This is a genomic window from Bacillus sp. PS95, assembly GCF_037963565.1.
Classification (GTDB): domain Bacteria; phylum Bacillota; class Bacilli; order Bacillales; family Bacillaceae; genus Bacillus; species Bacillus subtilis.
Genome location: NZ_CP150160.1, coordinates 1,395,328 through 1,414,239, shown reverse-complemented (window position 1 = coordinate 1,414,239; position 18,912 = coordinate 1,395,328). Strand labels below are relative to the sequence as shown.

Sequence of the window (18,912 nt, the reverse complement as noted above, 5' to 3'; positions counted from 1 at the left end):
TACTCCCCTTTGGGATTTCAAGAAATATGATTTTATACGTCAATGATATGCGCAGCGCAATGATTTGTCAACGCTTATTTTTTAAAAATACAGATAATTGTTCGGAATGCGTGCGTTTCTTCCTCTTTTTCATCAGTAAGTAGAGCAGGAACAGCGCCAAAATCGCTATCCCGATCGGAAGCATATATTGATCAAGAATAGAGCCGACTTCCTTCCAATTTTCACCGAGCTTCACACCGAGATAAACATATACAAATGTAATCGGAAGCATAGCAATGAATGTATAAAGCGAAAACACCCAAACATTCATTTTTGCAATTCCGCACGGTATGGAAATCAATGTCCTGATGCCAGGCAAGAAACGGCCGCTGAAGGCGACAAAGCCCCCATGTTTTTTGAAAAAATTATCTGACTTATCAAGCGCTTCAGGTTTAATAAAGAGATACTTCCCAAAACGTTCAAGAAACGGCCTTCCTCCGTACCGGCCTATCCAATACAGCGTAAGCGGACCGGCCACTCCTCCAAGCGATCCTGCCAAAACAACGCCGGCAAGTGTCATATCGCCTTTAGATACCCAATAGCCCGCAAGCGGCAAGACGACTTCGGCCGGAATAAACTCAATGCTGAGCGCTAGAAATATTCCAAAATAAGATAAGCTTTTAAATGCTTCTATCCATGACATAACCAGCTCTTCGATAGCCACCAACTCCCTTGTTTCATGTTTATGTATCATACATTTTTGTTTTTTCGGAAAACGTCAAGATGATTTTAACACATTTTTCACGGTCAGTTGAACTAAAAATAGATCTCCCTCGTATTTCTATCGTTTTGAAGGCTGAAACTCTGCGGTTAAGCAGCCGATAATAAAGAGAGTCAACAAGACTGGAACACACGATACGGGGGGGGGAATCTCCATTTGGAAATACACGTTACGTATAATACGACGCTCATATGTTTATCTATTCTAATTGCCTGTACCGCCTCGTATATTTCCCTTGAACTTTCAAGGAAAGTCACCATCAATACAGGCTTAAAAAGTAAAATTTGGCTGATCGGCGGCTCACTTATTATGGGATTCGGTATTTGGTCAATGCATTTTGTAGGGATGATGGCCGTCCATATGGAAATGCCGATGGAATATGAATTCATGCCTTTAATGGCAGCCATTGGCGCATCTGTTTCGGGATCATTTGTGTCATTATATTTTGTCAGCCGGCACATTCTTACATATTACAGACTGCTTACCGGATCAGTTGTGCTTGGCGCATCTATTGCTTCTATGCACTATATCGGAATGTCTGCCATTTCCCGGGTAATGATTATTTACGAACCGATTTTATTTACAGTTTCAATTATCATTGCGATTGCAGCCTCTTTCGTCTCGTTAAAAATATTCTTTGACTTGGCCGTAAAAAAACATTCTGAGCATCTTATATTCTATAAAGTCGTCAGTTCAATTGTAATGGGCATTGGGATTTCGGGCATGCACTACACAGGGATGCTTGCGGCAACTTTCCATAAGGACATGGCTCCGCCCGGAAGCCATATGGAGGTGCAAACGTTTCATTGGTCAATTTTTGTTACTTTAATTATTTTTTGTATCCAAACGTTATTGTTATTCAGTTCCCATGCAGATCGAAAGTTTATTAAACAGAGCGAACGCATAAAGGATAACGAACAGCGATTTCAGTCTTTAATCGTCCACAATATTGATGCAATTTTTATTTTATCATTAGAAGGAGACATAATATCTTCCAATCACGCTGGTGAGGAAATGATCAGCAAATTTGGCTTCAGCATGCATGACTGGAGGAATTACACATCACTGAAGGTTAAGCGCCTTTTTGAGCAAGTTAAAAAAGATAAACAAGCGATGAACAGCGATAGCGATCTTATCACTGAAAAAGGCCAGTTTCACTTAAATATTACGCTTATACCTGTTGAGGTCAATCAGGAACTAGACAGCATTTATGTCATTTGTAAAGACATGACGAAGCAGTACAAAGCAGAAAAAGAAATCCATAGAATGGCTCATTATGATTCGCTTACAGACTTACCTAACAGAAGGCATGCCATCTCTCATCTAACAAAGGTGCTGAATCGCGAGCATTCCTTGCATTATAACACTGTTGTATTCTTTCTTGACTTAAACCGGTTTAAAGTGATTAACGATGCATTAGGGCATAATGTCGGTGATCAATTGCTTCAGTTTGCAGCTAAACGCCTGTCATCTGTAGTCCCTGATAACGGATTTATCGCCCGTCTTGGCGGTGATGAATTTATTATTATATTAACAGACGCCAATACAGGAACAGGCGAAGCAGATGTTTTAGCAAGAAAAATTATCCAAAAATTCAAAAAACCTTTCAAAATTCAAGATCACACCCTTGTCACATCTGTCAGTATCGGGATTGCGATATCTCCAAAAGACGGGACGGATGGCCTTGAATTGATGAAAAAGGCTGATATGGCGATGTATGCGGCTAAAGAACGAAACAAAAGCAAATACAGATACTATTCTTTTTCAATCGGCAACAAAGAAACCGTTAAGCTTAACCAAGAGATGGTACTCAGAGAAGCAATCGAAAACGATAGATTTGTCTTGCATTATCAGCCGCAATTCAGTGTGAAAAAACAAAAAATGACAGGAGCAGAAGCACTGATACGCCTTGTGACACCAGACGGGCAACTGCGTCCGCCCGGAGAATTCATCGGTGTTGCAGAAGAAACGGGACTTATTATTGATATCGGAAAGTGGATTATAGATGAAGCATGCAAGCAGGCAAGGATTTGGCATGACAAAGGCTATGATCTTTCTGTCGCCATTAATATTTCCGCCAGACAGTTTCAATCTAAAGGTCTGATTCCCCTCATCAAGGATACGCTTAATAAATACCAGCTTCCTCCGCAGCTTCTTGAAGTGGAGGTGACGGAAAGCATGACAATGGACAATCTCGATCACTCCAAAAAGGTTTTGTCATCCCTAACAGAATTAGGAATCAGAATCAGTATTGACGATTTCGGTACTGGTCACAGCTCTCTTAGCTATTTGAAGGACTTCCCGATTCACAGGCTGAAGATTGACAAATCATTTATTGACGATATTCAGACCCATCCTAAATCAGAGCAAATTACCGGAGCTATTATTGCCATGGGGCATCAGCTGTCTTTGCAGGTGATTGCCGAAGGTGTGGAAAATGCAGCTCAAAAGCAGCTTCTTTTTGAAAAAGGCTGCGACCATTTGCAGGGCTTCTTTTTCAGCAGGCCAATACCTCCGGAACAATTCGAACAATTCATTATTGAACAGCCGTCGCAATAACAGCGCCGGCTTTTTTTCACCCATAAGTTACTACACATGAATCGTACTCCTTCTCTTCACACTAAAGAAAAAAAGGGGTTTATCGATATGCATACAATGTGGAAGGGATCGATCAGCTTCGGATTAGTAAACATCCCCATCAAGCTATATGCGGCCACAGAAGATAAAGATATTAAACTGCGCAGCCTCCATAAAGAGGATCACGCACCAATCAAATACGAGAAAGTTTGCACAAATTGCGAAAAAACTCTTAGTCCTGATGAAATTGTGAAGGGATATGAATATGTAAAAGGAAAATATGTAGTGCTGACAGACGAAGATTTAAAAAGCTTAAAACAGGAGCATGAGGAGAAAGCAGTTGAGATTGTTGACTTTGTTCAGCTTCAGGAAATTGATCCGATTTATTTTAACCGCTCCTACTTTGTCGGCCCCGGGGATAATGGGACGAAGGCCTATACCCTGCTGCGTGAGGCGCTGCGCTCAACCGGAAAGATCGGTATCGCCAATATGACAATCAGGTCAAAGCAGCAGCTGGCGATTCTCCGCGTTTATGAAAATTGTATCGTCATGGAGTCTATCCATTATCCCGATGAGGTCAGAAGCGCCGCTCAAGTCCCAGGTGTACCTGATCAATCGAATGTAAACGATAAGGAACTGCAAACTGCTATCACATTAATAGATGAACTGACTGCTAAGTTTGAGCCTGAGAAATATGAAGACACGTACCGACAGGCGCTGCTGCAAAGAGTCAACGACAAGCTAGAAAATAAAGAAACGGCTGTCACTCCTGATAAAGCGCCACCTCGTGAAGATGTCATTGACCTGGTAAGCGCTCTGCAAGCCAGCATCGACAGAACCAGAAGGCCGAACCGGGAGACACCGGCTGCCGCACCTGCACAAGCCGCTGAACCGAAAGGAGCCGGAGATAAAAAACAAAAAACAACTAGAAAAAAAGCCTCCGGCACATCATAGCGCATGGCGTTTACCATGCAGCCGGTCTTAACTTCGTCACCGCCAATCGGAGCAGAATGGCGTTACGAAGTAAAATATGATGGGTACCGCTGTATTCTCCGCATCCATTCTTCAGGTGTGACCTTAACCAGCAGAAATGGTGTGGAGCTCAGCAGCACCTTCCCTGAAATCACACAATTCGCCAAAACTGCCTTTCAGCACCTAGAAAAAGAGCTTCCGCTGACACTTGACGGTGAAATCGTATGTTTGGTGAATCCCTGTCGTGCAGATTTTGAACACCTTCAAGTGCGGGGGCGTTTGAAAAGGCCAGACAAGATTCAGGAATCGGCAAACGCGCGGCCGTGCTGCTTTCTCGCCTTTGATTTGTTAGAGCGAAGCGGAGAAGATGTAACGCTTCTTTCGTATTTGGACCGCAAAAAATCGCTGCGTGAACTCATATCCGCAGCAAAGCTTCCTGCATCTCCAGATCCTTACGCAAAAGAAACCATTCAATCCATTCCCTGTTATGATCATTTTGATCAACTCTGGGAGATGGTAATAAAATATGACGGAGAAGGAATTGTAGCGAAGAAAACAAACAGCAAATGGCTTGAAAAGAAGCGGTCGTCCGATTGGCTCAAATATAAAAACTTTAAACAAGCTTATGTTTGCATAACAGGGTTCAACCCTAACAACGGGTTTCTGACGGTATCGGTGTTAAAAAACGGAATAATGACACCGATTGCCTCTGTCTCGCACGGAATGCGCGATGAGGAAAAAAGCGCTATACGCGAGATTATGGAACAGCACGGACATCAAACACCCTCAGGCGAGTTTAAGCTTGAACCTTCGATTTGTGCAGCTGTTCAATACTTAACAATTCTCCATGGCACATTAAGAGAGGTATCGTTTATCGGTTTCGAATTCCAAATGGACTGGACCGAATGCACGTATGCGCAAGTCATACGACACTCCAAACCGGTTCACCCAAAACTCCAGTTCACAAGCCTGGATAAAATCATATTTGAAAAGAATAAAAAAACAAAAGAAGATTTTATTCAGTATATGATTGAAGTCAGTGACTACCTGCTCCCATTTCTGAAAAACCGGGCTGTCACCGTCATCCGCTATCCGCATGGATCTAGGAGCGAATCATTTTTCCAAAAAAACAAGCCGGACTATGCGCCGGATTTTGTTCAGTCCTTCTATGATGGAAGCCATGAACATATTGTCTGTGAGGATATGTCTACATTGTTATGGCTTTGCAACCAGCTTGCTTTGGAGTTTCACGTTCCTTTTCAAACCATTAAAAGCAGGCGTCCGGCTGAGATTGTCATTGATTTAGACCCGCCTTCGCGAGATGACTTTCTTATGGCCGTGCAGGCCGCAAATGAACTGAAGCGGCTGTTGGATTCCTTTGGCATCACATCGTACCCGAAGCTGTCCGGCAACAAAGGCATCCAGCTTTATATTCCCTTGTCTCCCGAGGCATTTACGTATGAAGAAACACGCCAATTTACGCAGCTGATCGCAGAGTACTGCACCAATGCATTTCCCGAGCTCTTTACCACTGAACGCTTGATTAAAAACAGACACTGCAAATTGTATCTTGATTATTTGCAGCATGCAGAAGGAAAAACGATTATCTGTCCCTATTCGACGAGAGGAAATGAGCTTGGGACTGTTGCAGCCCCGCTCTACTGGCATGAGGTGCAATCATCTTTAACACCCGCTCTGTTTACAATTGATACGGTCATCGATCGAATTAAGAAGCAGGGCTGCCCATTTTTTGATTTTTACCGCAACCCGCAAGACGAACCGCTTAGCGCTATATTGCATCAGTTGAAGAAAAAGAGCTGACTAATGAAGTCAGCTCTTTCCGTGTTTAACTGTACTTTTTTTCTAACCGCTCTTTTTCCTGGCGCTGAAGCGGGCTCAGCTGTTCATTATACAAATCAATATCAATCGCGTATTTCGGCCGTCTTTTCACTTCAGAAAAAATCGTTCCAATATACTCTCCGATGATTCCAATTCCCATCAATTGCAGCCCGCCCAAAAACCAAATGGATATGATAAGAGACGCCCAGCCTGCATTCGTATGGCCGAGCAGCTTTTGAATAAACGCACCTATCCCTGCCACAGCGCTAAGGAAAAACAAAACAAACCCTAAAAGCGTAAAGAATCGAATTGGTGCGACACTGAATGAAGTAATCCCGTTAAAAGCGAAGGATAGCATCTTTTTCAGCGGATATTTCGTTTTGCCGGCAAAGCGTTCCTTGCGGTCATACAAAACTTCGGCCGATTTAAAGCCGATCATGGGGACAATACCTCTTAAAAACAGATTCGCTTCCGGATAACGCTCGAGCTCTTCGAGGGACCTTTTATTCATTAAACGAAAATCAGCATGATTATAAATTAATTTAATCCCAAGCTTATTCATGAGACGATAAAACCCTAACGCGGTCGTGCGCTTGAAAAAGGTATCGGTTTTTCTGCTCCGGCGTACACCGTAAACGATCTCGCAGCCCTCATGATATTTCAGCATAAAATCCCGGATCACAGAGATGTCGTCCTGAAGATCAGCATCGATCGAAATGACGCAGTCTGACCTATTCTTCGCTTTATGCAGTCCGGCTAAAAGCGCTTTTTGGTGGCCGACATTGCAGGCTAATTTTAAGCCGGTAACCTTCTTGTTTCTTATGCTCTCCATAGCAATCAAAGCCCAAGTGCGGTCTTTGCTGCCATCATCGACAAACAGAATTTTACTGTCTTCAGCAATTAATTTTTCTTCAATTAAATCATCTACAACCTCTGTCAGCTGACGGCTTGTTTCTTGAAACACTTCCTCTTCATTGAAACACGGGACGACGATGGTTAATACTGGCTGTGACTGTTTCAATCGATATCCTCCTTATCTTGTTTCATATAAATAAATGCGCCAGGCGGAATCTTTATGGTCAAACGTCTTTACGAGCGCGAGATGGTTTTGTTCAGCATTCATGATCGGAACTGAAGAAAAAATGTACCGTCCGCCCATTTTTTTAAATACATCTGTATTTAATTGAAGGTTGTTGATCGTTTTCTTCGAGTTCTTTTTGAAATCATATCGTTTACCGAGTTCATCGACAAAAAGGTAGCAGCGGCTGCCCCATTCATCAAAGTATTGTTTCAGCCGAGAATTTTTTTCCAGCTCTTTTTCGATGATTTTCCTAAATTCATATTTATATGAGAGCGGATACAGATTGTTATACGTATCTAACGTATAAAACCCGTTATATTGGGCGATAGACGGATGCAGTCCGATGCTCGCCACCCTGTACGAATCTTGCGGACGTCCGATATATTCCTTAATCTCTTTGAATTGTTCCGATGCATAAAACTCCTTGAATGTCGGCGCGTTGTAATGAACGCCATACGTATATTCTTCATTAAAAGGCGCCAACACCATCAGCTGTGCAGCGACTGCGGCGTACACAAGCCATTTCCATCCTTTCCCCATCCGCCAAATGAGATATAAAGCAAGCGCAAAGCTCACGTATATAACAAGCGGCCGAAGAAAATGAAAACGGGCAAAATTAAATTCTGCTAAAAAAGCAAATTTCTGCTTTGGAACAGCCCAAATTTTGTTGAACCAAAACGCATACCATAATGACAACCCGTAATTAAGCACACATAAAAACAGATAAACATTTTCTGGCTTTGTCCGATTTCGTTTGAACAGCAGAGCAGCAAATACGACCATCAGGATCGGAAGGATGACAACGGTATGAACGGTCATCACATGATTATGGCCATAGACAAAGTTTTTTATGGATAGCCGAAGAGAATGCCAAACGTCATGCCTAGATGAGATAAATTCGATACGATGCATCGGTGCGTGCTCAAACAGCATCGAATAGACAAGCCGATATTCAACGAAAAGATAGATACTCGTCATAAATGCAATACTGCCTAAGAACATCAAATTCCATCTTCTTTTTGTAATGGCATCATACAGCCAAAAACACGCCATCCCTGCCAGGAAAAAGAAGAAGCCTAGAACAAAGCTTGAGTATAGAGGGAGCAAGCCCAGCGTCAGCCACTCTCTCCATGAGATATCCCCTTTTCGGATATTTAAAAAAGCCCACAGTGCCAAAGGGTACCCAAGCGTACTCAGCATTCCCGAAGGCCAGAACGGTGTTAAGGCAAATGCAAGCGATACGCCAATTCGGATGAAAGCCGCTTTTGGTTCCGGGATTATATGTTTCTTCAGCAGCACATACATTCCAAAAAAAGCGACAACTCTTGTAACCGTCTGGCTTATTGCATAGGCGGTCATGGAAGAAAAGAAAGCATGGAGCCAAACAATTCCGCTCCACTCGGTGCCAAAGGCATCCCGGGGCAGCCCGTTAATGATTTGCGGAATGGCAGCGTCAACCTTGCCGACGATTTCTCCGCTATCGGCCAGAACCTTGTACCAAGCGATGTTGGAATCTAAATTATCGTGGACCCGGATATGGGCATCTTCCTTTAAAATAAAAAGCGGGGATACATACAATAAAAGAAGAAATAATGCGATCCAGAGATAATATGTTTCTTTTTTTTGTTGTCTCATCAATCGTAACATTGCTTACACATCCATTTGTTATTCTGACTCCGTCGGCATGTTCTGCCTCATGTGTCAAAATTTATTATCCCTTTTCCCTTCCAAATCATTCATCATATGACAATCCGTTTTTCAGCCTGTCTCTACCCATTAATTCCCGCTATCCAGAGGGCTTGATCACTTACTATACTGATAGAAGGGAGGGGATATATTTTGTTTACAATCTTACTTTCATTGGCCATACTCGTATTTGTGCCATTTCTATATAAAGCGAACCGCAATACAAAAGATGTGAAAGTCAACACCATTTCAATCGACCAAAAAGACGGCCTTCCAGCCAGAAAAAAATTAAATATCCTTCATTTATCAGATCTTCACTTGGAAAACATTTCAGTCTCACCTGAGGAGCTGTATCATTTAACAAAAGATCAGCCTGTGGACATCATTGCTCTTACCGGGGATTTTCTTGATCGGAAACGTAATATTCCGAAGCTGGCAGGTTACTTGAACGCCTTGCAAAAGCTAAAGCCTGCATATGGAATGTACGCGGTGTTCGGTAACCACGATTATGTATTGAAAGAAGAGGACTTTCGGAGATTGAAGCGAGTTTTAGAGGAAAACGGCTGTATCACGCTGCAAAATGAACATGTTCGAATCGAGACGGCTGCAGGGCCAGTCAATATTATCGGCATTGATGATTACAGTACGAATCGGAGTAATATCACCGGCTCTTATCAAAGTCTAGAAAATGGCTATCATCTTGTCTTAACACATGACCCAAATATTATTCTGGATATGAAAGATGTTCATTATGATTACCTGCTGTCAGGGCATTTTCACGGCGGGCAAATTCACTGGCCAAAACCGTATCATTTGGTGAAAATGGGAAAGCTCGTGCGAATGAACATGATTAAAGGCCTTCATTATCATCACGATAAACCATTTTATATCAGCGAGGGCTTGGGACAAACCGGCGTAAATATCCGTGTCGGAAGCCGCCCTGAAGTAACATTTCATCAGATTTAATCAAAAAAGACTGTGCTGACCGAGGCATCAGTCTTTTTTTTGATATGTTTTCTGCAGCTTTTCTTTTGAGATAAACAAATAGGATGAATTCGGTAAATGCCGCAAGCTCACAGGCTTTGAAGTCAAATATAAAATCGGCACATGGGACACTTTTTTAAAGCACCTGTAAAAAGGGTTCACCGGGGTGATCACATCAAAGCCGAGCCTTTCCACACCTTTGTCAAGCATTGTAATCCCAATGATTCCTTTGATTTTCTCGCTTTTTTTATGATTGTTGATATAGTCAAGAAGAAGCGGCATCGATTGATATACTTTCTGATAAATAATGATTCCCTTTCTGACCGCGCTCTCAATGCTTTGCAGTTCTCTTATCAGCTTAATATTGTGCAGATGAATTTTAACGAGCACATCATTTTTTCTAATATGCGTTCCATCGCTAAGTACGACATGATGTCCTTTATACTTCGTCAGCCTGACTCGAAAGACGCTTTTTTGATCGTTGTCAATCAAGCTTAGCCTTGAAAAAAAGAAATAAATCGGATCAACCATTCTCCAAATGGAAAGGAAACAGGTTTTCATCTTTTCACCTTCCTTGTGATCAAAAACACCCTTATATTTTGTGAACGTTCTCCTCAAAATATAGTTGCCATATTTTTTAAGGAGGACTGTCATGAAAAACATTCTCATTTTTCCTTTTTTAAGCATTTCCACCGGGCATCATCATGTGGCTGATGCATTGCAGGCTGAATTAGAGTCTCAAGGGCTGGCATCAGAAAAGATTGATATCTTTTCACATGCGTATAGGCGGTTAGAAAAATTGTCCTCCGTGGCTTATTTAAAATGGATTCAATATTTCCCGAAAACGTACAGCGGCATTTACAGGCTCCTCGCCTGCGGAGAATTTCAGCATGACAAACGCTATTTCATGTACGAATGGCTGTTCACACAGCAAATGAGGCACATCCTCCAAGAAAAACAGCCTGATATCGCCTTCTGCACACATGCGCTGCCTTCTTATCTGCTGAACCGATTAAAGCCTGAATATCCGAATCTGACGGTTGTGAATGTATACACTGATTTTTTCGTAAATCAATTATGGGGACGGAAGAACATTGATTACCATTTTGTTCCGAGCACGGAAGTAAAGAAGCAGCTAATATCAGAGGGGATCGATCAGAACAACATATACTTGACCGGCATTCCAGTTCACCGAAATTTTGAAATGGAATCAGCAGATACCTTGCAGCACCACCCGCCATATACCATCATCATCACAGGGGGCAGTATGGGGGTCGGCGGGATTTTAAAATGGGTGCAGGAACTGTCGCCAGGCGGAAAGATCTTATACAAAATATTATGCGGCAGAAACGAAAAGCTCTACTCCTATGTCAAAAGTTTACACCACCCCTTGATTGAGGCGATTCCTTACCTTCACAGCAAAGCAGAGATGAACCGTTTGTACGAACAGGCGACAGGCATCATGACAAAACCCGGAGGCGTGACCATCAGTGAATGCTTACAGAAGAGGCTTCCGGTATTTATTTATCATGCACTGCCGGGACAGGAGGAAATGAATTTAAACCTTCTACATGAAAGGAAACTCGTCACAGATATGAGAAACTGGGACATGAAGAAAGCAGAAGAGTATATCGCGGCATTTTTTCAATCGAACGAACAGATGAAGGAGTATAAAAAACACGTCAATGGATACCTTGGCGAAATGTCTGATAGGAAGATTGAAGATGTTTTAAAAAGAATCTTATGAAACAAAAAAACACTCTCCTGAAACAGAGAGTGTAGAATAGTTAACGAAACAGCAAATGCTGGCTGTGTATGCCTGCTTTCTTGAGCAGGACAATCAGCTGGTCCTGTTCATCAGGCGAAAGGCCTGAAAACGCTCTCGCAATACGCAGTGCATGAATCGGATAAATTTTATCCAAATACTCATTTCCCTTGTCAGTTAAATGTGCGTAAACAGAGCGTTTATCTTTCGGGTCCTGCTCCCTTACTAAAAACCCGTTTCTTTCTAGTTTGTCAATAACATATGTGACGTTTCCGCTTACAAGCAGAAGTCTCGACCCAATTTGCTGTAATTTTTGCGGGCCTCTTGTGTACAGGAGTTCCAGTACAGCAAATTCAGTGGGATTAAAACCGTGCTCTTTGCTATCACGGATACTATGTTCGGACACACTTTTGAAAGCCCTTGCAAAAACTCTGTACAAATTCATCGCACGCTCAACTTCTTCTTCGTTAAACGATAATCTCATCATATCTACCTCGTATATAGGATTTTTATAAAAAAATAATGAAAACCCTTACATATAATAAGAGTTCAGTCCCTTACTATACGTATTCGCTATAATTCGAGAAATTCCTTCTAAAAGCAAAAAAATCCTTATACATTATCTTGTATAAGGATAATTTTTATGATTTGTAATGCTTCGAAAGAAATAAGCATATTCTTTCCGAAGCTCAGAAATCGTCATTTTGTTCATGACCTCTTTATTATAAACCCCTATCTGATAGAGTTTTTCAGAATAATGGCGTCGTTCTTTTTCTAAAGCGGATTTCAATAAATTACTCATAGCGTCCTCCTTCATTTTGAGGTATCCTATACAAAAGATACTCTTTTTAAATGAACGTGGTATGAATCTAATGTAAAGAATTTATGTTTACGAAGATTTTCGGTATTGTCCGTTTTGAACCGATCTTAATAATTGAAAAGCCTGTTCTCCGGCAAGCTGCATAAACGTCTCCAGCATTTCATCACGCTTGATATCCAACTCTATAATTTCTTTTGCCAGTGAGACCGCTTTTTCTTCCTCCATGATTATCCTTCCTCCTCGTTTGATTCGTTACATAAAGGATAAAACGCGCTTGGGTGTTACGCATTATTCTTGTTAATTTTTCTTCCGTATTTTTTCAAAAATCTTCTATTTGATGTTAGAAAATATGACAAGCGTCAGGTTTTTTCTCTTTGTTTTTTATATACTATTATCAAAAGACATCCAGGGGTGGAAAAATGACCACAGAAGATCATTCTTATAAAGACAAAAAAGTGATTTCAATCGGAATTGTGAGTGAATTGACAGGATTGTCCGTAAGACAGATCAGGTATTATGAGGAACGAAAGCTCATTTACCCGCAGCGTTCTTCAAGGGGAACAAGAAAATACTCCTTTGCCGATGTGGAGCGGCTGATGGATATCGCCAATAAACGTGAAGACGGCGTACAGACGGCAGAGATTTTAAAGGATATGCGCAAAAAAGAACAGATGTTAAAAAACGATCCGCAAGTGCGGAAAAAAATGCTGGAGGGGCAGCTTAATGCTCACTTTCGGTACAAAAACCGTTAAATAATAAAAGTCCGGCTCGCAGTTGAGACGGACTTTTTACGTTTATAATGAGTGAATGAATGCAGTGGCAATGCCAAAGTAGATTAATAAAGATAAAATATCGTTTAACGTTGTAATCAGCGGTCCAGAAGCAATCGCCGGGTCTACTTTCAGTTTGTGCAAAATAATAGGGATAATCGTTCCTGACATCGTGCCGATGATTAAGGTTAAGAACAGTGAAGAGGCGACAACAAATCCCAAAAGCGCATTCCCCTGCCATATGATGGAGACAATCGCAATCAGCACAGAACAAACCGCTCCGATAAAAATGCTTGTTCTGAACTCCCGGAAGATTAGACGCACAATCGTTTTTTTGTTCATTTCTTCTTTAGACAAACCTCTGATGACAACCGCGAGAGATTGTGTTCCCGTATTTCCTGTCATCCCTGACACCATCGGCATGAAAAACGCAAGCGCGACAACCTGCTTCAGCGCATCTTCAAAATAGCTGATAATGCTTCCTGAAATCAGTCCGATAAACAAGAGTAAAATCAGCCATGGCAGGCGCCGGTATGCCGCCACGTAAGCTTTTGTGTCAAAGGTGATGTCTTTACCGGAAGCGGCAAATTTTTCGTAATCCTCATCAGCTTCCCGAATAACGACGTCGATAATATCATCGACCGTCACAATGCCGACAAGCACGTTGTTTTCTTCTACAACCGGTATTGCCAAAAAATCGTAACGTTCAATCAGGCGGGCAACTTCTTCCTGGTCCTGAAGAGCATCTGCTGATATGACGCGGGTAAACATTAAATCCTGCACCTTTTCTTCAGGTTCACCCAGAATCAAATCGCGGTAGGAAAGAACCCCAACCAGCTGTTTGCTTTCATTAATAACATATAAGTAGTTGATCGATTCAGCTATTTCAGCGAAGCTTTTCAGTTTGACGACCGCGTCTTTTACCGTGTAATGCTGAGGAATCCACACATATCGGTTTGTCATCATGCGTCCCGCTGAATCAGCCGGGTAATTCATCAAGAGCTGTACAGCTTTTGATTCTGACGCTTCCATGCTGGACAAAAGCTGTTCCTTCAGTTCTTCGTCCATTTCTTCAAGCAATTGAGCGAGGTCATCGTTGTCCATTTTGTTCATCGCCAGTGTTGCTTTTGTTTTTCCGACTTTATTTAAGACGACAAGCTGAAATTCGCGTTCCAGCTCCCCGATCATATCAGTGATATCGTCTACAGTTAAATAAGATAAATAGCGGGCGCGGTGTTTTTCCGGCATTTCTTTAAAAATAAATGCCATGTCATAGGGCTGAAGCTCATCAATAACACTTCTGAAATCCCTGATTTTCCCGTCTCGCAGTAAAATAATGATGCGTAAAATGAGTTCGTCATAGGTCATGTTTTGAACCATCGGGACTCGTACCTCCTCTACGGAGACGTGCCGGCCTCGCCAGAAGGTGCGGCAGTTCGTCTCCTCATCGTGTAATCAATTGTCTTGCTGTCATAGTATATGGGTACTTCTTCAGATTGACTCGAATGGGGAGAATCCATACTCCGCACCTCCTTTGATTGGTTTCGTTTTAAAGGCATAAAAAAAGCCTTCGGGATTGAAGGTGAAAGAAGCACGGCAAAAAAAGCGTGCGGGCGCCTTCAATCGTAGAGCTTTAGCACTGTATGGCATAGGACAAGCATCCAGCTGCATTAAAAATCACCTTATGTCGATGATTTCTGTTGACCCATTGGCGTCTTTGGACATTTTTGGGCAGCAGCGTATCTCCATACAGGAGCCTCACCTAACGAAGTTCCTAATTGAATTGACACACTGAGATTACAGAAAAAAACAAGCTGTGTCAACTCAAAAAAGTAATAAATGCGCTTACATCACAATTACGGAACAAAACAAGGGCCAAAGCCCTTATTCTGTTGTTTGTGTCTCGTCATCTTCAGAAAGCAAATGATACGTTTCATGAAGAAATAAGGCATACTCTCCTTCCTTCGTCGGATGAGGGACATATTCAGCCTGATTGATGTATTGCTCCTCTTTCTTTTCCATGCGTTTCGCCTCCTTTTCTACTTAGATTGTCCAAAAGAAGGTTTCTTATCATGAAAAACCCCCGCTGCAGCGGGGGTTTTGATTAGTCATCTATCTCCTGTTTGATAATGCGTCCATCTTTTGCGGAAATTTCAAATTCTGTCTCAGTTCCTTGCTTCGTTTGGATTTCCATTTCATAGATGTAAGCACCGTCATCTTCGTCAAGCTTACTTTCTGTTACGGTTCCACCTGTTTGCTTTAAAGCAATTTCTTCAGCTTCTTCTTTGGTTATGGCGACTTGTTCTGCTTTCTCCTTTAGCGGGTCATTAAGCGCTTGTTTTGTATGAATATCTACATAAACGTCGTAGTCTTCACCTTCTTTTTCAATCTCCACTTCATAGACTTCTTTACCGTTGTAAAGGTCTCTGTCAATGTCTTCTACTGTGCCGTCAACAACTGTTTTAGCAATTGCTTCTGCTTCTTGTTCAGTGAGTGCATCCGTCTTAGAAGAAGCCTGTCTGTTTTCATTGTTTTCTTTGGCAAACGCGTTGTAGCTGAATCCTCCGGCCGCTAGGCACCCTGCTAAAAGACCGACCATCCATTTTTTCTTGAGCATTTGTGAGTCCTCCTTTGTTTTGTATGAGTACAGTTTACACACTCAACATGAAAGGAAAACGAGAGCAAGATGAGAATTTGATGAGAAACCGTCAGTCTTCATACACAATGTTAGCTACCTTTCCTGTGTAGGCATTGATTTTCACTGTCGCTTCCTTATTATCAGGAAGATCAACGTCTACTTCAAAGATGAGAGTGCCCTCACTTTCTTCGAGATCTGCGTCATCCGCTGTTCCACCCGTTTTTCGCTCTGCAATTGTTTTGGCTTCTTTTTTCGTAATCGGCGTTTTTTGTTGATCTTTGCTGCTGATTTGATCGGCAGACAAGACTGTTTTTGCCTGCATGTCTACCTTCACTTCGTATGTTTTCCCGTCTTCTTTTTGTATGGTATAAGTGGCAACTCGACTTTGTCGTGTTTGTTTTTTGACCGTTCCCGGCACTCGCTCAAGCGCGAGATGCTCGGCTTCTTTTTCTGTCATGGCAGATGGATTCACTGCTTTTACTCTATTCATTGAAAGAATGTCAGCCGATATTGCGTCTGCTTTTACAAAGTAAGTTCCCTTTGGATTTTCAAGGGTTATATCATATGTTTTTTTATCCTTTGATTGAGTTGCTTTCGTGACCTTGCCTTCATAGGAGGCTTCGACTTTTTTTACGACAGTCTCCTTTGACAATACGTTCTCATGGGTTTGCCGAATGATGAGAAACGTACAGATGATGACAACTAAAATGGCTGCTGCAGCAAAAGATACTATTTTTATTGTTTTAGTCATCGGCCTCCCCCATTCTGTTCGCTGAATTGCATGGTGACAGCTGTTCCTTGTCCCGGCTTGCTTTTGACAGACAGCTCAATGCCATGCTCATCGGCGATTTGCTTGGCAATGGAAAGGCCTAAACCCGTTCCGCCTGTTTTTCGATTTCGTGCCTCATCTGCCCGGTAGAACCGTTCGAACAAATGCGGGATATGCTCCTCAGGTATTCCGATGCCTTCATCCCTCACTGACAGAAATGGCCGTCCATTCCTCGTTCCGGCTGACATCTCAATAGGCTTTTCACTATACTTTATTGCATTATCAAGCAAAATGGTCAACAGCTGCTTGATGCGTTCTTCATCAGCCTTTACAAGCAGGCTCTCTTTATCTGTTTCAAGCAATATGTCACGCTGATAAACGGGCTGGAGCGTTTGCATAACCGCGCGCGCCGCTTCAATCAGATCGATTGTTTTCAGATCAAGCTCAAGCTCTTGATGACTTTTGGCCAGCGCCAAAAGCTGATTGGTCAGTTTTTTCATATGCACCGCTTCTGAGTGAATGGCTTCTATCGACTCCTCAAGCACCTCCGGCTTTTTTGCCCCCCACCGCTTCATCAGGCTGCTGTAGCTTTCTATAATGGTGAGCGGGGTTTTCAATTCGTGTGAAGCATCTTGAACAAATTGCTGCTGTTTATCATAGTGCTCCTTCAGCATCATTGCCATTTCATTAAATGTCAGCCCCATTTGATACAATTCATCGTTGGACTGTCCTTCTAAAGAAATCGTTTTAAATTCTTTGTCTCGCTGTATGTCTTTCATTGTGATCATTAATCGTCTGATCGGATTGATGATTCGGCGGGCTAGCAAGCTGCCTGCAAAAAAAGAAGCAATGCAGACAGCAGCACTTGCAGCGATTAAAATAATTTTCAGCAGAAACAGACTCTCTTCTGTGTTCTCAAGCCTTTCAACCAGCTGAAGAGACACCACTTGTCCATCGGTCCAAATCACCGGAACAGCAGCCTCGGCAAACAGCTTGCCGTCATGTTTCCTCACATCTGCCGTTTCTCCGCTATGAAAAGAGAGAGGAAAATCTTTATAGGCTTTTTCTTTTGTGATCGTCATAACGGCTTTTTGATCACCATTCACTACACGCACCATGCCATTTGCCGGAAGATAGGCCTGCAGCATATCCTGCAAAGCCACTCCTTCTGTTTCAGCGGCACGCAGCGCTTCGGCAATGTTATCCGTCTCATCAGCAAGCCGGGCCGCATCCTTTGATGTCAGCGCAGACGAAAAAATGAGATATACTGCGGTATGAACCAAAATTAATAAAATCAACAGTGATAGCGAAGTGTATAGATGAATCTTGGTCTTCAGCTTCATCGTTTACCCCTTAATGGCATAGCCGACCCCGCGAATCGTATGGATCAGCTGTTTTTCGTAAGGATAGTCCAGTTTTTTTCTGATGTATCTTATGTAGACGTCCACGACATTGGTATCACCGATATAATCAAATCCCCATACCGAGCTTAGAATTTGCTCCCGTGTCAGCACTTGCTGCGGATGCTTTAGCATATAGACGAGCAGATCAAATTCCCGCGGCGTTAATTCCACCTCTTTGTCTCCGCGTCTCACTTCACGGGTTTTTTCGTTCACCCGCAAATCGTCATATGTAAGAAAGGTGCCGATATCTTCCGTTTTTGTTCCATTTTGCCGCAGCGCCGCCCTGATTCTCGCAAGCAATTCCTCGATTTCAAACGGCTTGGTGACATAGTCATTTGCACCGATGTCCAGACCTGTTACCTTATCAGGAATACTGTCTCGCGCCGTTAATAATATGACCGGTGTCTGCGAATCCGTTTTTCTCAAGCGGCGCAGCACTTCCAGTCCGCTAAGCCCCGGAAGCATGACATCAAGAAGCACCAAGGAATACCCGCCTTCCGCTGCCGCATCAAGACCTTCTGTGCCATTGTGTTTGATCGTGACGCTGTATCCTTCATATTCCAATTCAAGCTGAAGAACCCTGGCGATTTTTTCTTCATCTTCCACAATTAATATGTGTCCTTTTTCCAAATTTGATCATCCTCTCCCGTCCCTATTTGAAAAAAATGATTTCGTTGTTTACAAAATGATTCTTATCATCTATTATGATGTCAAAATAAAAAATTGTATACGGAAAGCACTAGGGGTGCTGTTTTGGCTGAGATAAAGCGCGGAAGAAACGCGCTTTGATCCCTTATGACCCGATCTGGATAATACCAGCGTGGGGAAGTGCAGGTTGACCGAATGGT

19 protein-coding genes, 1 pseudogene and 2 riboswitches are annotated in these 18,912 nt (G+C 42.4%); of the genes and pseudogenes, 6 read left to right on the top strand and 14 right to left on the bottom strand.

Annotated features, from left to right (window positions below; translation table 11 throughout):
- Positions 1–67 precede the first annotated feature (67 nt).
- Positions 68–733, bottom strand: a complete 666-nt coding sequence (locus NSQ12_RS07565) for a DedA family protein (RefSeq protein WP_024572507.1) — start codon at positions 731–733, stop codon at positions 68–70.
- Between the two features lie 183 nt (positions 734–916).
- On the opposite strand from NSQ12_RS07565, the gene NSQ12_RS07560 reads away from it, so the two are divergent.
- The 3 genes from NSQ12_RS07560 to NSQ12_RS07550 are packed head-to-tail and all read left to right on the top strand — an operon-like array spanning position 917 to position 6,130.
- Positions 917–3,319: a bifunctional diguanylate cyclase/phosphodiesterase gene (locus tag NSQ12_RS07560; RefSeq protein WP_048655227.1), complete on the top strand. Its 2,403-nt coding sequence runs from the start codon at positions 917–919 to the stop codon at positions 3,317–3,319.
- Between the two features lie 36 nt (positions 3,320–3,355).
- A complete protein-coding gene (locus NSQ12_RS07555; RefSeq protein WP_010886496.1) occupies positions 3,356–4,291 on the top strand; it encodes a Ku protein in 936 nt (311 codons plus the stop codon).
- A gap of 3 nt (positions 4,292–4,294) precedes the next feature.
- Entirely contained in the window at positions 4,295–6,130 is a 1,836-nt protein-coding gene (locus tag NSQ12_RS07550) for a DNA ligase D (RefSeq protein WP_038427615.1), read from the top strand.
- 25 nt (positions 6,131–6,155) lie between these two features.
- On the opposite strand, the gene NSQ12_RS07545 is transcribed toward NSQ12_RS07550, so the two are convergent.
- On the bottom strand, positions 6,156–7,169 hold the full coding sequence (locus NSQ12_RS07545; RefSeq protein ID WP_015252230.1) for a glycosyltransferase family 2 protein: 1,014 nt from the start codon (positions 7,167–7,169) through the stop codon (positions 6,156–6,158).
- Between the two features lie 12 nt (positions 7,170–7,181).
- Complete coding sequence (locus NSQ12_RS07540; RefSeq protein WP_046380975.1) at positions 7,182–8,876, bottom strand: DUF6044 family protein; 1,695 nt, start codon at positions 8,874–8,876, stop codon at positions 7,182–7,184.
- Between the two features lie 192 nt (positions 8,877–9,068).
- Between NSQ12_RS07540 and NSQ12_RS07535 the strand changes: the two genes are divergently transcribed.
- Positions 9,069–9,881, top strand: coding sequence for a metallophosphoesterase (locus tag NSQ12_RS07535; protein WP_015715771.1), 813 nt, complete (start codon positions 9,069–9,071; stop codon positions 9,879–9,881).
- A gap of 27 nt (positions 9,882–9,908) precedes the next feature.
- Here NSQ12_RS07535 and NSQ12_RS07530 read toward each other — a convergent pair whose 3' ends face one another.
- The gene (locus NSQ12_RS07530) at positions 9,909–10,460 is read right to left on the bottom strand and encodes a hypothetical protein (RefSeq protein ID WP_024572091.1); all 552 of its coding nucleotides are present in this window, start codon (positions 10,458–10,460) and stop codon (positions 9,909–9,911) included.
- Positions 10,461–10,551: 91 nt separating this feature from the next.
- Between NSQ12_RS07530 and NSQ12_RS07525 the strand changes: the two are divergent.
- Positions 10,552–11,681, top strand: a pseudogene (locus NSQ12_RS07525) (glycosyltransferase).
- A 5-nt stretch (positions 11,682–11,686) separates the two neighbouring features.
- Here the strand turns inward: NSQ12_RS07525 and NSQ12_RS07520 are convergent.
- From NSQ12_RS07520 to NSQ12_RS07510, 3 genes are all read right to left on the bottom strand, one after another.
- A complete protein-coding gene (locus NSQ12_RS07520; protein WP_003232536.1) occupies positions 11,687–12,151 on the bottom strand; it encodes a MarR family transcriptional regulator in 465 nt (154 codons plus the stop codon).
- Between the two features lie 132 nt (positions 12,152–12,283).
- Positions 12,284–12,466, bottom strand: a complete 183-nt coding sequence (ykoL, locus tag NSQ12_RS07515; RefSeq protein WP_003245766.1) for a stress response protein YkoL — start codon at positions 12,464–12,466, stop codon at positions 12,284–12,286.
- An 87-nt stretch (positions 12,467–12,553) separates the two neighbouring features.
- A complete protein-coding gene (locus NSQ12_RS07510) occupies positions 12,554–12,709 on the bottom strand; it encodes a hypothetical protein (RefSeq protein WP_003232538.1) in 156 nt (51 codons plus the stop codon).
- Positions 12,710–12,903: 194 nt separating this feature from the next.
- On the opposite strand from NSQ12_RS07510, the gene tnrA reads away from it, so the two are divergent.
- Entirely contained in the window at positions 12,904–13,236 is a 333-nt protein-coding gene (gene tnrA, locus NSQ12_RS07505) for a MerR family transcriptional regulator TnrA (protein WP_003232541.1), read from the top strand.
- Positions 13,237–13,278: 42 nt separating this feature from the next.
- On the opposite strand, the gene mgtE is transcribed toward tnrA, so the two are convergent.
- The 7 genes from mgtE to ykoG form a co-directional block, all read right to left on the bottom strand.
- Entirely contained in the window at positions 13,279–14,634 is a 1,356-nt protein-coding gene (gene mgtE, locus NSQ12_RS07500; protein ID WP_003232543.1) for a magnesium transporter, read from the bottom strand.
- A 17-nt stretch (positions 14,635–14,651) separates the two neighbouring features.
- A complete protein-coding gene (locus NSQ12_RS07495; RefSeq protein WP_009967087.1) occupies positions 14,652–14,774 on the bottom strand; it encodes a hypothetical protein in 123 nt (40 codons plus the stop codon).
- 91 nt (positions 14,775–14,865) lie between these two features.
- Positions 14,866–15,031, bottom strand: a riboswitch (M-box (ykoK) riboswitch).
- Between the two features lie 107 nt (positions 15,032–15,138).
- On the bottom strand, positions 15,139–15,276 hold the full coding sequence (locus NSQ12_RS07490; protein ID WP_003218541.1) for a transcriptional regulator SplA domain-containing protein: 138 nt from the start codon (positions 15,274–15,276) through the stop codon (positions 15,139–15,141).
- An 82-nt stretch (positions 15,277–15,358) separates the two neighbouring features.
- A complete protein-coding gene (locus NSQ12_RS07485; protein WP_014479606.1) occupies positions 15,359–15,871 on the bottom strand; it encodes a PepSY domain-containing protein in 513 nt (170 codons plus the stop codon).
- 91 nt (positions 15,872–15,962) lie between these two features.
- Entirely contained in the window at positions 15,963–16,643 is a 681-nt protein-coding gene (locus NSQ12_RS07480) for a PepSY domain-containing protein (RefSeq protein WP_015715769.1), read from the bottom strand.
- Positions 16,640–18,004: a two-component system sensor histidine kinase YkoH gene (gene ykoH, locus NSQ12_RS07475; RefSeq protein WP_032677392.1), complete on the bottom strand. Its 1,365-nt coding sequence runs from the start codon at positions 18,002–18,004 to the stop codon at positions 16,640–16,642. The genes NSQ12_RS07480 and ykoH overlap by 4 nt, the downstream gene beginning before the upstream one ends.
- 3 nt (positions 18,005–18,007) lie before the next feature.
- Entirely contained in the window at positions 18,008–18,694 is a 687-nt protein-coding gene (ykoG, locus tag NSQ12_RS07470; protein WP_003232551.1) for a two-component system response regulator YkoG, read from the bottom strand.
- A gap of 101 nt (positions 18,695–18,795) precedes the next feature.
- Positions 18,796–18,908, top strand: a riboswitch (TPP riboswitch).
- The last annotated feature ends 4 nt before the right edge of the window (positions 18,909–18,912 follow it).

Bases quoted from the DNA above. Each gene is read 5' to 3' on its own strand.
- NSQ12_RS07565 (WP_024572507.1), bottom strand. From the start codon at position 733: ATGATACATAAACATGAAACAAGGGAGTTGGTGGCTATCGAAGAGCTG.
- NSQ12_RS07555 (WP_010886496.1), top strand. From the start codon at position 3,356: ATGAATCGTACTCCTTCTCTTCACACTAAAGAAAAAAAGGGGTTTATC.
- NSQ12_RS07550 (WP_038427615.1), top strand. From the start codon at position 4,295: ATGGCGTTTACCATGCAGCCGGTCTTAACTTCGTCACCGCCAATCGGA.
- NSQ12_RS07540 (WP_046380975.1), bottom strand. From the start codon at position 8,876: ATGTTACGATTGATGAGACAACAAAAAAAAGAAACATATTATCTCTGG.
- NSQ12_RS07530 (WP_024572091.1), bottom strand. From the start codon at position 10,460: ATGAAAACCTGTTTCCTTTCCATTTGGAGAATGGTTGATCCGATTTAT.
- NSQ12_RS07520 (WP_003232536.1), bottom strand. From the start codon at position 12,151: ATGATGAGATTATCGTTTAACGAAGAAGAAGTTGAGCGTGCGATGAAT.
- ykoL (WP_003245766.1), bottom strand. From the start codon at position 12,466: ATGAGTAATTTATTGAAATCCGCTTTAGAAAAAGAACGACGCCATTAT.
- NSQ12_RS07510 (WP_003232538.1), bottom strand. From the start codon at position 12,709: ATGGAGGAAGAAAAAGCGGTCTCACTGGCAAAAGAAATTATAGAGTTG.
- tnrA (WP_003232541.1), top strand. From the start codon at position 12,904: ATGACCACAGAAGATCATTCTTATAAAGACAAAAAAGTGATTTCAATC.
- mgtE (WP_003232543.1), bottom strand. From the start codon at position 14,634: ATGGTTCAAAACATGACCTATGACGAACTCATTTTACGCATCATTATT.
- NSQ12_RS07495 (WP_009967087.1), bottom strand. From the start codon at position 14,774: ATGGATTCTCCCCATTCGAGTCAATCTGAAGAAGTACCCATATACTAT.
- NSQ12_RS07490 (WP_003218541.1), bottom strand. From the start codon at position 15,276: ATGGAAAAGAAAGAGGAGCAATACATCAATCAGGCTGAATATGTCCCT.
- NSQ12_RS07485 (WP_014479606.1), bottom strand. From the start codon at position 15,871: ATGCTCAAGAAAAAATGGATGGTCGGTCTTTTAGCAGGGTGCCTAGCG.
- NSQ12_RS07480 (WP_015715769.1), bottom strand. From the start codon at position 16,643: ATGACTAAAACAATAAAAATAGTATCTTTTGCTGCAGCAGCCATTTTA.
- ykoH (WP_032677392.1), bottom strand. From the start codon at position 18,004: ATGAAGCTGAAGACCAAGATTCATCTATACACTTCGCTATCACTGTTG.